The organism is Parabacteroides sp. AF17-28 (assembly GCF_003479205.1).
GTDB lineage: Bacteria > Bacteroidota > Bacteroidia > Bacteroidales > Tannerellaceae > Parabacteroides > Parabacteroides acidifaciens.
Genome location: NZ_QUGV01000007.1, coordinates 44,056 through 57,806, shown reverse-complemented (window position 1 = coordinate 57,806; position 13,751 = coordinate 44,056). Strand labels below are relative to the sequence as shown.

General features: G+C 42.8%; 10 protein-coding genes. 3 read left to right on the top strand and 7 right to left on the bottom strand.

The genetic code is table 11. The annotated features are described in order from the left end of the window. Positions 1-7: 7 nt before the first annotated feature. Complete coding sequence (gene panD, locus DWW90_RS06695; RefSeq protein WP_122344429.1) at positions 8-358, bottom strand: aspartate 1-decarboxylase; 351 nt, start codon at positions 356-358, stop codon at positions 8-10. A 174-nt stretch (positions 359-532) separates the two neighbouring features. Then, positions 533-1,372, bottom strand: coding sequence for a pantoate--beta-alanine ligase (panC, locus tag DWW90_RS06690; RefSeq protein WP_122344428.1), 840 nt, complete (start codon positions 1,370-1,372; stop codon positions 533-535). A gap of 99 nt (positions 1,373-1,471) precedes the next feature. Here panC and DWW90_RS06685 point away from each other — a divergent pair, with 99 nt between their 5' ends. Together DWW90_RS06685 and DWW90_RS06680 are read left to right on the top strand one after the other, a co-directional pair. After that, positions 1,472-2,290, top strand: a complete 819-nt coding sequence (locus tag DWW90_RS06685; protein ID WP_115500413.1) for a glycogen/starch synthase — start codon at positions 1,472-1,474, stop codon at positions 2,288-2,290. A 10-nt stretch (positions 2,291-2,300) separates the two neighbouring features. Next, positions 2,301-3,680, top strand: coding sequence for a DUF4270 domain-containing protein (locus DWW90_RS06680; protein ID WP_115500414.1), 1,380 nt, complete (start codon positions 2,301-2,303; stop codon positions 3,678-3,680). Between the two features lie 78 nt (positions 3,681-3,758). Here the strand turns inward: DWW90_RS06680 and DWW90_RS06675 are convergent, their stop codons facing one another. Genes DWW90_RS06675 through DWW90_RS06665 form a run of 3 tightly spaced genes read right to left on the bottom strand, consistent with a single transcriptional unit; the run spans position 3,759 to position 8,302 of the window. Then, positions 3,759-5,063 (bottom strand): glycoside hydrolase family 57 protein, encoded by a 1,305-nt coding sequence (locus DWW90_RS06675; protein WP_115500415.1) that lies wholly within the window; start codon positions 5,061-5,063, stop codon positions 3,759-3,761. Between the two features lie 30 nt (positions 5,064-5,093). Then, positions 5,094-6,356: a glycosyltransferase gene (locus tag DWW90_RS06670; protein WP_115500416.1), complete on the bottom strand. Its 1,263-nt coding sequence runs from the start codon at positions 6,354-6,356 to the stop codon at positions 5,094-5,096. An 11-nt stretch (positions 6,357-6,367) separates the two neighbouring features. Beyond that, positions 6,368-8,302: a glycogen debranching enzyme N-terminal domain-containing protein gene (locus DWW90_RS06665; protein WP_122332992.1), complete on the bottom strand. Its 1,935-nt coding sequence runs from the start codon at positions 8,300-8,302 to the stop codon at positions 6,368-6,370. A gap of 322 nt (positions 8,303-8,624) precedes the next feature. On the opposite strand from DWW90_RS06665, the gene DWW90_RS06660 reads away from it, so the two are divergent. Beyond that, entirely contained in the window at positions 8,625-10,676 is a 2,052-nt protein-coding gene (locus DWW90_RS06660) for a M3 family metallopeptidase (protein ID WP_122344427.1), read from the top strand. Positions 10,677-10,771: 95 nt separating this feature from the next. On the opposite strand, the gene DWW90_RS20380 is transcribed toward DWW90_RS06660, so the two are convergent. Together DWW90_RS20380 and DWW90_RS06655 are read right to left on the bottom strand one after the other, a co-directional pair. Then, entirely contained in the window at positions 10,772-11,092 is a 321-nt protein-coding gene (locus DWW90_RS20380) for a hypothetical protein (protein WP_147382405.1), read from the bottom strand. A gap of 25 nt (positions 11,093-11,117) precedes the next feature. Continuing rightward, positions 11,118-13,751: a hypothetical protein gene (locus DWW90_RS06655; RefSeq protein ID WP_122344426.1), complete on the bottom strand. Its 2,634-nt coding sequence runs from the start codon at positions 13,749-13,751 to the stop codon at positions 11,118-11,120.

The following is a 13,751-nucleotide window of genomic DNA, read 5'->3' as shown; positions in this document are numbered from 1 at the left end:
CGATGTTTCATATCAGCCTATTTGTCGCCGTATCGGGGAACACAACAGACGGCTTAAATGTTTTCGCTTCCTCAAAATCCATCAGGGCATAAGACATGATGATGATGACATCGCCGGGCTGTGCCTTTCGTGCAGCCGCCCCGTTCAGGCAAACCATACCAGAGCCTCGTTTTCCTTTAATAATATAGGTCTCAAGGCGTTCGCCGTTATTGTTGTTCACAATAGATACTTTCTCGTTGGCAATCAGATTAGCGGCGTCCAACAAATCCTCATCGACCGTAATACTGCCGATATAATTCAAGTTGGCCTCCGTGACCGTCACCCGGTGAATCTTTGATTTAACTACTTCTATTAACATACGATATGAGTTATGATTCCTATTTCTGAATTATTTAGTTTCACTTGTTCCCCTTGCTTGAAACTTTTGTTCCATAGGCATGAAACCGGAGTTTCATGGGCAGGAAACTATTGTTTCACTTATATGAAACTTTTATTTCGCAAGGAAAGCAAAAACATAATTCACAAGTCTATTTTAGTACTTAATATTATCTATCAGACGAACCTCTCCGCAATATACGGTAATACATCCCACGGGATAAGTCGTATCGGACCAGTTCCGGATGGATTCCATCGTGTAGCCATCTACAATCTCATAGTATTCCACCCGCATGACAGGATCGGCATTTATCGTATTGATAACATAATCTATCACCTCCTGCACACTCTTTTCGGGCGCAAAGTTAGTACTTTCTTTTAACGTACGAGCTATTAACGGTGCTTTTTGACGTTGTTCCGGCGTCAAACGTACATTCCGGCTGCTTAAAGCCAGGCCGTCTGCCTCGCGTAAAATCGGACAGGCATTGATTTTTACCGGGATATCCAACTGTTTCACCATCGCGCGAATCACAGCAATCTGCTGGAAATCTTTTTCGCCGAAATAGGCATTATCCGGTTCGACCACATAAAAGAGCTTGCTCACAATCTGGGCGACCCCGTTAAAATGACCGGGCCGACGCGCCCCTTCCATAACTGCCGACACCGTCCCAAAATCGAACGTACGGGTATCCGGCTCCGGATACATTTCTTCTGCCGACGGGGCAAACACATAGTCACAACCGGCCGGCTCTAACAAAGCGCAGTCCTGATCCAGCGTACGCGGATAAGTTTCAAGGTCATGCTTGTCGTTAAACTGGGTCGGATTGACAAAGACGCTGACCACACATACGTCGTTTTCCTTCACACAACGTTCGACCAGGCTCAGGTGTCCGTTGTGCAATGCCCCCATAGTGGGAACAAAGCCGATTTGCTTGTTATTACGCTTTTCTTCAGCGAGATAACTCTTTAATTCTTTAATACTGTTTACTATTTTCATCCCTTAGATGCTTATTGACGGTGCAAAGCAAATAAATAATTGCGGTAAATGAAAGAAATTTTGTATCTTTGTAGCGTCTTTATAAAACTAGTTTACAGAATGGATGCAAAAAAAATCTTGTTTATAGCTCAAGAAATAACACCCTACCTTCCCGAATCCGAGATTGCAACGATATGCAGAAACCTGCCGCAAGGCATACAGGAGCGCGGTCGTGAAATCAGGACTTTCATGCCTAAATTCGGCAGCATCAACGAGCGCCGTAACCAATTGCACGAAGTGATTCGCCTTTCGGGTATGAATCTTATCATTGATGATACCGACCACCCGTTAATTATAAAGGTAGCGTCCATTCAGGCAGCCCGCATGCAGGTATACTTCATTGACAATGAAGATTTCTTCCAAAGAAAACATACTATAAGCGATGATGATGGAAACGAATACGAGGATAACGACGACCGCTCGATCTTCTATGTTCGTGGTGTATTGGAAACAGTGAAAAAGCTCCGTTGGATACCCGACGTGATTCACTGTCATGGATGGATGTCAGCGCTAACAGCCCTGTACATCAAACGTATGTATGCCGACGACCCTTGCCTCAAAAATGCAAAGATTGTCTATTCTATTTATAACGATGACTTCAAAACACCGTTCAGAAAGGAATTTGCAAGCAAATTAAAGATGGATGGAGCCAAAGACAGCGACCTGAAAGGTATCAAGGCCGATACCAGCTTCACCGGACTGACAAAACTTGCCATTGATTTTGCTGACGGCGTGATACAGGGAAGTGAGACAATCAACCAGGATGTGTTGGATTATATCGCGACCAAAAAGAACACGCCGTTCCTGCCTTACCAGTCTCCGGATGTTTATATGGATAAATTCAACGAATTCTACGATGTCGTATTAGGCACAAAATAAATTTAGAGAAATGAAAATCAAGCTTTTTATACTTGGCCTGAGTCTCGGGATCTCGATCTTGAGCGGGTGTAATGATGAGTTGACGCAGGTAGGAACCGGTATCCAACCGGAGAATGACAGACCGCTGGTGCATGCGGATACATTCTACATGAAAGCAAGCACAATGCTTACGGATTCTGTTTATGCACGAACGACTTACGGTTCGTTGGGAGAAATCTACGATCCTTTATACGGCAACCTGAAATCCGATTTCATGTGCCAGTTCTACAGTCCGGAGAACTTCCGGTTCAGAGAAACTCCATATAATGGTAAAATAGACTCTGTTGAATTTAAAATATATTACAGCAGAAGCTGGACGGGTGATTCTCTTACGCCCATGCGTGTCCAACTCTATGAAGTTACGACACCGCTGACAAGGGATTTCTACACAAATATCGATCCGGGAAAGTATTGCAATATGCAGAAATCATTGGGCATGCAGACTTATACGGCACGTGATTTGGCCGTTTCCGACTCTCTTTGGAATGATAAAAACACCACATCCGGTGAATATACTTACTCGCCAAATGTAACCATCCGTATGCCGCAGGAGCTCGGACAACGTTTCTATGAAGCGACGATCAACACACCGGAAGTCTTTAAAAATCAGAATACATTCAATGAATTCTTCCCGGGTATTTATGTAACAAACACGTACGGGACAGGAAATATCCTGAACATTGACGGTACCCAAATGAACATATTTTATAAATATGTAGTGAAAGGTTCTGCCGGCCAGGATTCAATCATACAAACAGCAGAAGTATTTAGCGCCACATCTGAAGTAATCCAGTTGAACCGCTTTAAGAATACCGACATGAGCCATCTCTTGGAACCGAATGACAGCATCGCTTATTTGAAGAGTCCGGCAGGTGTTTACACTCAACTGACCATTCCTGCACAGGATATCGCGCCTATCATTAAGGGCCGTATCGTCAGCAACTTCGCGCTTTCATTGAAAGCGCTTCCGCAGGAAGACTGGAAATATGCATTTGAAGCTCCTGCCAACCTGTTGATTTTGCCAAAGGATTCGGTTGATAGTTTCTTTAAAAGCAATAGTGTTGAAAATAGTATAACCTCTTTTAGAGCTCCATATACGGCTTCTACCCGAACTTATACATTTGGGAATATAGCAAAATTGCTCAAAGCTCACATCGAGAACTCTCCGGACGAGGATCTTGTTCTCAGTGTTATCCCGGTAGAACGCAGAGTAGGAAAGACTACAAACTATTACGGACAAACAAGTGATTATACCGTCGCTATCGAAAACTACTTGAAACCGTCCGGTGTTAAGTTGCGTATCGACAAAGATGCAATGGAAGTACGTGTTGTAACAATTGAATACAGATAAATCGACCTTACATTACAGACATAAAAAAACCGGGGTTTCCAGAAGGAAGCCCCGGTTTTTACTTTTACCACTTTACCTCTATTCAGCAGAAGCAGCTTTCTTTGCCACTTTTTTCTTGCATTTATCAAGTTCCTTCTGCAATTCCTCTATCTCTTCTCCCTGATTCTTGATTGTTGTCAACAGAGAATTCAGTTCTTCGTTTTCTATTGTTTCCGGGAATTCGGCATTCACACGAACGATAAAGTCCGACAAGACGTTCATATAGTTATTGAAAGCGTCATACGGATTGTCGTATGGACTGAATCCGGCACCGATATGCTTTGTACTCATATAATAGAAATGGTCGCTGCTCTGCAGATAATACCAATCCTGACGGATACGGCGGGTCTGCGACAGGCGTACGCGTTCGCCTATTTCATTCAGCTTGCGGAATGCCTCTTGCTGCAAAACATTACCCAACCAGGAACTGCAGTCTCTTTCTTCATCCACCCATGACATCGGGTAAGGAACAGAAATACAATCAACCGGTTTCATCAAAGCCAACACTTCCGAAGGAGTAGAGAAACCTATTCCCTTTTCAGCGGCAAAGCGAGGCAGTGCCTTGAAGAAGTCGAAGATTCCGGTTTCTGCCGGGTGCAGAGAACCTAACACCTCATAATTCATAAACAGATTGATGATCTGTTCGGAATCCGGAGTTGCAGCAATCCAGGATATATATTTATCAGCCGTCAGCGGATATTCATTCCAGCTATAATTACTGAAACGGTCGGACAGGTCTTCACTGAAACGGTCGTTCTTCAACAGCAATTTCAATTTCGGTTCCGTGCAGGAAGAATAGACATAGTTCGGGCTCTTCCATCCTAAGATGTGTTTAGCACCTTCAGTCAACATTCCTTTATAACCCATTGCATAAACCATCTCCGAAATCTCGTCGGAATAGATCAGTTCCGTATTGCGGAACACCTTCGGTTTAACGCCGAACAAACTCTTGATCTTATCTTCCTGTTTCTGTACCTGGTGTTTGAATTCAGCCGGGTCGCCCAGAGAAGACAAAGAGTGAGCATATGTTTCCGACAGGAATTCCACATTGCCGGTTGCAGCCAGCTCCTTAAAGCTGTCGATTACTTCCGGTGTATAGATTTCCATCTGTTCCAATGCCATTCCCGAAATAGAGAAAGCCACTTTAAACTTGCCGCCACTCGTTTTAATCATCTCCAGAATAGCCTTATTAGCCGGCAAATAGCAGCGTTCGGCTATACGGCGGATAATTTCTTCATTCTGGAAATCATCATAATAATAATGATCGTTGCCGATGTCGAAGAAACGGTATCTTTTAAGACGGAACGGCTGATGTATCTGAAAATAAAAGCAGATCGTTTTCATAATATCTTATTTTTTTATTTTTTCTTGTCGTTACTTATTCAATACTTGATCATAGATGCGGCGAACCTTTTGTCCGGCATATTCCCATTTAATATTGTCCACCTCTTTCTTACCTTCCTCTTGCAGGAACTTATGCATGGCGGGATAGGTAATAATGGCGTACATGGCATCTGCCAACGCCTCGATATCCCAATAATCCACCTTCACTGCATAATCAAGAATCTCGGCACAACCGGATTGCTTGGAAATGATGGAAGGCACACCGCACTGCATCGCTTCGAGCGGAGAAATACCAAACGGTTCGGAAACAGAAGGCATCACATATACATCACTGGCTTTCAACACCTCGTACACCTGTTTACCTTTCATAAATCCGGTGAAGTGGAAACGGTCCGAAATATTACGCATCGCCGCCAAGTTGATCATCTGGTCCATCATGTCGCCGCTACCGGCCATCACGAAACGGGCATGCGGAGCTTTCGCCAACACCTTGGCAGCTGCTTCCACAAAATATTCAGGTCCTTTCTGCATTGTGATACGTCCCAAGAAGGTGATCACTTTGTCTTTCACACCCTTTTTATCCTGAATGGATAAAATCTCCTGGCTCAGCGGTTCAACGGCATTATGCACAGTCGTCACCTTTGACGGGTCCTGATGATATTTTTCGATCACCGTCTGCCGGGTCAGGTTACTTACCGTAATAATATGGTCCGCATTATCCATACCGTTCTTTTCGATGGCATACACATCCGGGTTCACATTCCCGCGGCTGCGGTCATAGTCGGTTGCATGCACATGGATCACGAGAGGCTTGCCACTCACATTCTTGGCATGAATACCGGCCGGATAAGTCAGCCAGTCGTGCGCATGAATAATGTCATACTGCTCCGTACGGGCCACAACACCGGCGACGATCGAATAGTTGTTGATCTCTTCCAGCAAGTTATCAGGATAGCGCCCGGAAAACTCCATGCATCCCAAGTCATTTACATGCCTGTAACTGAAGTCTGCATAAATATGGTCACGAAGATCATAATATTTCTGCGGATCCATGTATTTCGACAATCGTTCTCTGACATAATCCATCTGGACATCACGCCATACGATCGGGACGTTGCACATCCCTATTATCTTCAGGAAACTCTGGTCTTCATCACCCCAGGGCTTCGGTATACAAAAAGTTATATCCATATCCGGCTGCATAGCCATTCCACGTGTAAGACCAAAACTGGCCGTACCCAGACCTCCCAGGATATGAGGAGGGAATTCCCATCCAAACATTAATGCTTTCATATGGTACTGTTTTATTCGGCATTATACATCTTCAACAAATCCACTACCCGGAGGATAGCAGCCACATTCATTGCAAACGAGATAGCTCCTCTACCCGTAAACGGAGGGTTACCATCAAACAATTCAGGAATTGTCCCGATACAATGCAATGACATCTCCTCCTCCATGCTTATCAGCATACGTTCGGCGAAAGGCACCCCGCCTTTTCCAAACACACGGAGATAAGCCTCCAGATAAGCTCCCAGCAACCACGGCCACGCCGTACCTTGATGATAAGCTAAATCCCGCTCATATTGCGGCCCGACATAATATGGTTTATATCCTCCACTTTTCGGACTCAGAGAACGTAACCCCTTAGGCGTCAACAACTCTTTCGTCACAATATCCAACACTGACCGTTTCTGCATTCTCGTCAATGGAGAATAAGTCAGTGCAACAGCAAAGATCATATTCGGACGGACACTCCAGTCAACCGTTGAACCGCTAACCGAATCAAACAAGTAATTATACCCGTTTATGAATGTTTCGGGGAACGATTTATCCAGCGCCTTGATAATTTTGTCATACTTCTCAACCGGTGCGCCACCGACCAGTTCCGTATAGAAACAAAGAGCATTATACCAAAGAGAGTTGAATTCTACAATATAACCGGAACGGGACACCACTGGTTTTCCGTTAATAGTGGAGTTCATCCAGGTTATCGCTTTATCACGGCCATTTGCAAAAAGCAAACCGTTATCCATCAACTTCATATCCGGATGTTTCTGGCCGGAAATATATTCCAGGATTTCATGTACGAAATCGGCATACAACTCACGGGCCTTTTCCACGCCGACAGCTTTTGCATACTGTTGGATAGCCCAGATTGCCCATAAAGGCACATCCGGATGTTCCAACTCCCGGATCACAGGATCTAAACTATTCTGCGACATGAAGGCACGCAATGCAGGCATAGCCGTACTCATGATTTTCTCAAAGCGGACAGGGTCGTCGATAGACAAGGTGCAACCCGGCAAAGCGACGAACAAATCTCTTGCACGGACTTTAAACCAAGGATAGCCGGCCAACAAATAAGCATCGTCTTCTTTCGGACGGAAATAGAACTGCTGCGCCGAGTTTTTCAGGCAGTTGAAAAAGCTGGTACGCGGCGTACGGGCATCGACCTCCTGTTCATACAAACTTTTCAGGCGGGTCGTCGTGACAGCACTGTCGCCTGCACTGAAAATAATCGATTCCCCTTTCTTGATCGGGACTTCAAAGTAACCGGGCACATACAAGTCTTCCTGATACGGATATCCCCGCTCCTGCTCTTTCGGATATTCTATTCCAAAATACCAATTCGGCTCATACACAAATTTCACTTTCTTGTTGAATTGCATATAAAGCTCGGGATATCCGGGATACATACAAGTCTTGATACCATTCGTAACCTCTTCAAAACTTTGATTCACATTCCCATTCGCCTGTGTCAGTGATTTTACACTACGGAAAGCCAGAAACGGGCGGAAACGCAGGGTTGTCGCCGAATGGGCATCTTCCAAAGTGTACTTGATCATGATACGGTTTTCATACAGGGAAAAGACCTTTTCCTTCGAGAAGATAACGCCACCGACACGATAAACGGTCCGGGGCACTGTTTCCGAACTATACTCACGAATATATTTATGTCCCTTCGGGCTAAAGTTATTGCCCTGATACTTATGTAATCCAAGATTAAATTCCGCGCCATGCTGAATAACCGTTTCGTCCATAGACGACAGCAACACGTGGTTGTCGTCATCTATTGCAGGAACAGGCATTACCAGCAGTCCGTGGTATTTTCTTGTATTACAATCAACGACAGTTGTACAATGATAGGCCCCCTTTCGGTTTGTTCGGAGGACTTCACGGGTCAAAGACTCCTCCAAATTTATCATGACTGTCTTGTCAAATTTAAGATAACTCATACTTTATATTTGGTTTTAAGTTTATGCTTTAACGTGATAATAAATAAATCGGTTTTATATTCTGACCAAAAGTATCACTTAAAAAATAAAAAAACAAATTTGCTTTCATATTTATTTAGAAATTACATTTTTTACTATTTCAGAACAGTTTGATAAATAATTTGTTACGTTTTAGGACTTATCAGTATATGTGTTGTCAAACACATGCAAGGTTGTTAAAAACTGCCAAATGCACCAATTTCAGAAAGCCCGAAAATCAAGACATTTTTATTTACCGATTATTCCGTACCTTTGTTATATAAATATGATAACACCAAAGAATATGAAGCAAAATAGCGAAAATCCCTTTTTCGGGACTTACCAGACACCTTTCGGGACTCCCCCGTTCGATCAAATCAAAACAGCTCATTACGAACCGGCTTTCGATGAAGGCATCCGGCTATTGGATGAAGAAATCCGGACAATAGCCGATAATCCGGAACCGCCGACTTTCGAGAATACGATTGTCGCGTTGGAACGAAGCGGCAGGCTGCTGGATAAGGTCAGTTCCGCCTTTTTCAATGTGCTGAATGCTGAAGCGGACGACGAAATGATGGAAATTTCACAACGGGTATCGCCCAAGTTGTCGGATAGCTCCAATAATATTTACCTGAATGAAAAACTGTTTACACGGGTAAAAAGCATCTACGGGCAGAAAGAGATGTTGCATCTATCAACGGAAGATGGTCGCCTGCTGGAAGAAACATTCGAGGCTTTTTCCGTACGTGGCGCCGCCCTCAACCCGGAAGACAAGGAAAAGTACCGCAAACTCAGCTCTGAATTAAGCCGGCTCTCCCTGACATTCGATCAGAATGCGCTAAAAGATAAAAACCGCTACGAGCTGCTCTTGACAAAAGAAGAAGAGCTGGAAGGCCTTCCCGAAAGCATACGGGAAGCGGCTGCGCTCCGGGCCAAAGAGAAAGGAAAGGCCGGATGGCTGTTCAACCTTTCGGCTCCCAGCTATGTGCCTTTCATGCGCTATTCGGCTTTGCGGGAATTACGTGAAAAGATGTACCGGGAATACATGAGCGTCGGCAACAAAGGGGACGGATACGACAACAAAGAGATTATCCGGAAAATCGTCAATATCCGGTTGGAAATCGCCCGCCTGATGGGTTACACGAATTATGCAGACTACAAGTTGAAACACACGATGGCCAAAACACCGGTGCGCGTCTACAAGCTGCTCAACGAACTGCTGGAGGCTTACAAACCGGTTGCCGTCAACGAATATAGCGCCATACAAGGTTTTGCTTTAGGGATTGAGAAAGAAAACATGAGCGTTATGCCTTGGGACTGGAGTTATTATTCCGAGAAGCTGAAAGACATCCGTTTCAAGGTGAACGACGAAATGACGCGTCCTTATTTCGAACTGGGCAACGTAAAAAAAGGCGTATTCGGGTTAGCGACTCAATTATACGGCATCACATTCAAAGAGAATAAAGAGATACCGGTCTATCATCCGGAAGTGGATGCATACGAAGTGTACGACGCGGACGGCCAATTCCTTTCCATATTATATACGGACTTCCATCCGCGCGACGGCAAACAATCGGGCGCCTGGATGAACAGCGTAAAGGAACAATACCGCGAAGGGGACGGAAGCGACAGCCGTCCGCAGATCATTATCGTGATGAACTTCACCCGTCCGACCGAGACAAAGCCGTCCTTATTGACCTTCGACGAAGTCTACACATTGCTACACGAGTTCGGACACGCCCTGCACGGTATGTTTGCGAAAGGGTCCTACGCAAGCCTTTCCGGGACGAATGTCTACCGCGACTTCGTGGAACTGCCTTCCCAACTGATGGAAAACTGGCTGACGGAAAAAGAATTCCTCGACCAGATCGCCGTCCACTACCAGACCGGAGAAAAGATTCCGCAGGAATTAGTACAAAAACTGGTCGATGCCGCCAACTTTAACGTAGGATACGCTTGTTGCCGCCAACTGAGCTTCGGTTTTCTGGATATGGCCTGGCATACACGTACAGAGCCGTTTGAAGGCGACGTGATCGCATTCGAGAAAGAAGCATGGAAACAAACCGTCATCGTCCCGGAAGTTCCCGGCACCCTGATGAGCAGCAGTTTCGGACATATCTTTTCCGGAGGTTACTCCGCCGGATACTACGGTTATAAATGGGCGGAAGTCCTGGACGCCGATGCTTTCTCCCTGTTCAAAGAAAACGGTATCTTCAACCGGGAAACCGCCCGCTCCTTCCGCGAAAACATCCTGGAAAAAGGCGGCACGGAAGATCCGGACATCCTCTACAAACGCTTCCGGGGAAAGGAGCCGGGAATCGAGGCGCTGCTGAGGAGGAATGGGATAAAGAAATAAAAAAGTATAGAGATCTCCAAATACCGATGTTTTAAATATTAATGTATCCTTGTTTGGTTAATTGGAGGTCTCTTCTTCTTTTTCACCTTGATCCCTTATTTTATCATTTCCAATGCAAAGACGTTTGTTTGAAGACATTTCCCTTTTTCTTTTCCAATCTTCAAACAATATTCTTTTTTTTCAACTTCGATATCATCCAATTCTTTATTACGTGTATAATCTTCCCTTGTGATATCCAGGACAATAAGCATCAGAATAAAAATAGCAATTGCTGAAAAAAAACATACACCATGTAAACTAAAAATGTCACTCACTGGTATTTTACAATGAATACAAATAATAGTTTCACACAGCCAGACCAAAACTATTATACAGAAAACAATCAATAAAATCGGGAAAAACCTCCTTCTATCCATAACATTATTCTTTTAAGATTAATAATCAAACCGGCTCAGTCACGGGCTTCTCTTCCAGAATAAGCTGTAAGAATATACCAATGAACATTGAAACAAAAGCAAACTGAACTAAAAATTCCCACAAAATAATATACTCAATTCGCTTAGCAGTACCAATATAGAAAGATTCGGCAATATTAAAAGGCGATTCTTTACCCGCCCCAGGAGTATACTTTATGGAAGAAAGCCCTCTTCTATATATTTGATGGTTATCCGAACATATAAAGAAACGCTTACATAATGAATCCAATGCACATGCATTGAGCGTAGTAAACCTATCTATTTCCTTCAACGAGTCTAAAGCCATATAAGCACGTTCTATTTTAGATTGTATTACATGTGAAGTCGTTGTATGCTCATAAATTAGATCTATTTTTTCACTTACACTATTATTTGTTTCTGCCGTATACGATTTAATCAATTCAATACTCAAAGCCGTAAACCGATTATAATCTAAAGAATCTATCATGTACATCTTCAGCAGACGCTCTGCAATCTCGGGATACGGTTCCTGACGTAGATTTGTTTGATTTGCACTATATTCATTGACCGCATGAACAACAGAATCAAACAACTCCGGTTTAAATTGCTTCGCAACTGTTGCATAAAATTCTTTAACCATAAAAAATCCAGGATCTTGAACTTTATACTCCGAATCTTTAATCAAAACTTTATTCACATAAAAATCATCGAGATAATCACTTCTCTCTATAAACCTATCTGCAGAGAATGCAATAAACAGAAAACCTGTAACTATAGCATAGAAAAAACCGATTAAAAGTAATGACAAAGAACGAAGAATCTTCTTTACCGGACTCAAATAGGGAACAATCTTACCTATCTCAAAATATACGAATACCAATATGACAACAGTCAACATAACTGCTGTAATAGGAAACGGTTGGTGAGACAAATCAAAAAAGGCTTTAAACATATCCTCACTTAATGTAATTGTAATCCAAGCCGTAACGATAGCTGCAGCCAAACGAGGCAATAGAATGTGAACTCCTCTAAAATACCAATACGGACCAGAGAAAAAAGCGATCGGAAGTATTTTATAATAGAGATTGACTACTGTATTATAAATTATAATCAATGATGCGATTGCAATCAAAATATCCTTACCACCGGATAAATTACCCCATGCAATGTCATAAAAGAACCATCCCAACAGAAGAAACATTCCAATATATCCAACAGGCCATCTACCGATATGCATGGAGGTATTTACAAAATCATAGCGCCGGATACACCATTGAGAAGTTCTTTCCATCCTCAATTCTAACCCTTTGGCATTCCCTGAAATTTTTACATAGGCCAGAAGTGCCGCTATAGAAAGAAAGAGCATGGAATAAAAACACACCGGAGAAACCTCCCAAGGAAAAGGAACGGCAGTAAACAACCATCTCTTGATGAATGACATCACCGTCCAAATTCCCAACAAAGGCAATATGACCATTATCATAAACTGAATCAGATGGATAAACACTTTTTTCACCGGATATTGCCAGTGACTAATCATCTGATTAACTGTTATCGAATTGATATTATGTTTTTTATCTGCATAATACACGCGGCTTAACTCTGTCTCAGGATCGGAGAACCAACCTTGAAAACGTTTATTTTTCTTTTTCCGGAATAAATGCTCATTTATCTTATACCAATTGTCCGATTGAGGAAATTCTTTATTAGCCAGAGGATTCTGTAAAGCATCTATCCAACGTTTTTCAGCACTGTCCAGAAAGACAGACTGAAACTTCATCTTCTTTAATGCATAGGCTCTGTTATCCAAATTTTGTTTTAACTCATTTTTCAAGACCTCCCGGTAATAATAAAAATTAGCTTTACTCATCAAGGCCACAAAGAAAAAGTTTCCTCTCAGTTTAATAGCAAACTCCTCATAGTTAGCCGCATTTTTAAAGACATCCGTATGTTCAAGATCGAACATAAAGTCAAGCAACAATTTGCGTAGGAATTTACTTATTTGCCCATTTTCTTCTATATCAGCATTATAGTCTATCTCCTCTTTTTTCTGTTTCATCTTAGCTCTACGTTCCTTTCCCTTTTCAGAATAGATACCAAAAACAGGTAAAGAAGAAAAAGATATCCCTTTATCATCTTCATCCGTAGATTTCAGCTGTTTCTGTTTAATCAATTGAAGAAGGTAATTTCGTTCTTTTCCTTCTTGGTTTTTATCCGAACGAGGATACTCCACAGAATATGCTTTTTTCACAGCACCAGTTAGAAAATCCTTTACGTCAAGATCGGAAGACAATGGAAGCGATAAAATAACAGCCTCTACATGTACACTATACAGCTGATCCTTAGGAAAATCTTCATCCGTTTGGTGAGTTATATTCACTCCTCTTAAATCAAAGAAACCTGTAGCCGCCTTTTCACTATCTTTTTTTCCTTCCTCATTATGACTTAGCCTGCCTTGTACATAATGCACTTTAAATTCAATAGCGTCTTTGGTTATTGTAAGAAATACCGGATATTTAGGAGTCAACGGACCGCAAGTATAGTCATAAGCCTTTACGCTACGATAATTAAACACCGCAACGCCTTTTGACAAGTCGGAAGACTCCAGATCCAATACAAAAAAACGACCGTAATTCAT

What these genes read in the sequence shown, in the direction of transcription:
- panD (WP_122344429.1), bottom strand. Translation starts at nt 358, where the DNA reads ATGTTAATAGAAGTAGTTAAATCAAAGATTCACCGGGTGACGGTCACG.
- panC (WP_122344428.1), bottom strand. Translation starts at nt 1,372, where the DNA reads ATGAAAATAGTAAACAGTATTAAAGAATTAAAGAGTTATCTCGCTGAA.
- DWW90_RS06685 (WP_115500413.1), top strand. Translation starts at nt 1,472, where the DNA reads ATGGATGCAAAAAAAATCTTGTTTATAGCTCAAGAAATAACACCCTAC.
- DWW90_RS06680 (WP_115500414.1), top strand. Translation starts at nt 2,301, where the DNA reads ATGAAAATCAAGCTTTTTATACTTGGCCTGAGTCTCGGGATCTCGATC.
- DWW90_RS06675 (WP_115500415.1), bottom strand. Translation starts at nt 5,063, where the DNA reads ATGAAAACGATCTGCTTTTATTTTCAGATACATCAGCCGTTCCGTCTT.
- DWW90_RS06670 (WP_115500416.1), bottom strand. Translation starts at nt 6,356, where the DNA reads ATGAAAGCATTAATGTTTGGATGGGAATTCCCTCCTCATATCCTGGGA.
- DWW90_RS06665 (WP_122332992.1), bottom strand. Translation starts at nt 8,302, where the DNA reads ATGAGTTATCTTAAATTTGACAAGACAGTCATGATAAATTTGGAGGAG.
- DWW90_RS06660 (WP_122344427.1), top strand. Translation starts at nt 8,625, where the DNA reads ATGAAGCAAAATAGCGAAAATCCCTTTTTCGGGACTTACCAGACACCT.
- DWW90_RS20380 (WP_147382405.1), bottom strand. Translation starts at nt 11,092, where the DNA reads ATGGATAGAAGGAGGTTTTTCCCGATTTTATTGATTGTTTTCTGTATA.
- DWW90_RS06655 (WP_122344426.1), bottom strand. Translation starts at nt 13,751, where the DNA reads ATGAATTACGGTCGTTTTTTTGTATTGGATCTGGAGTCTTCCGACTTG.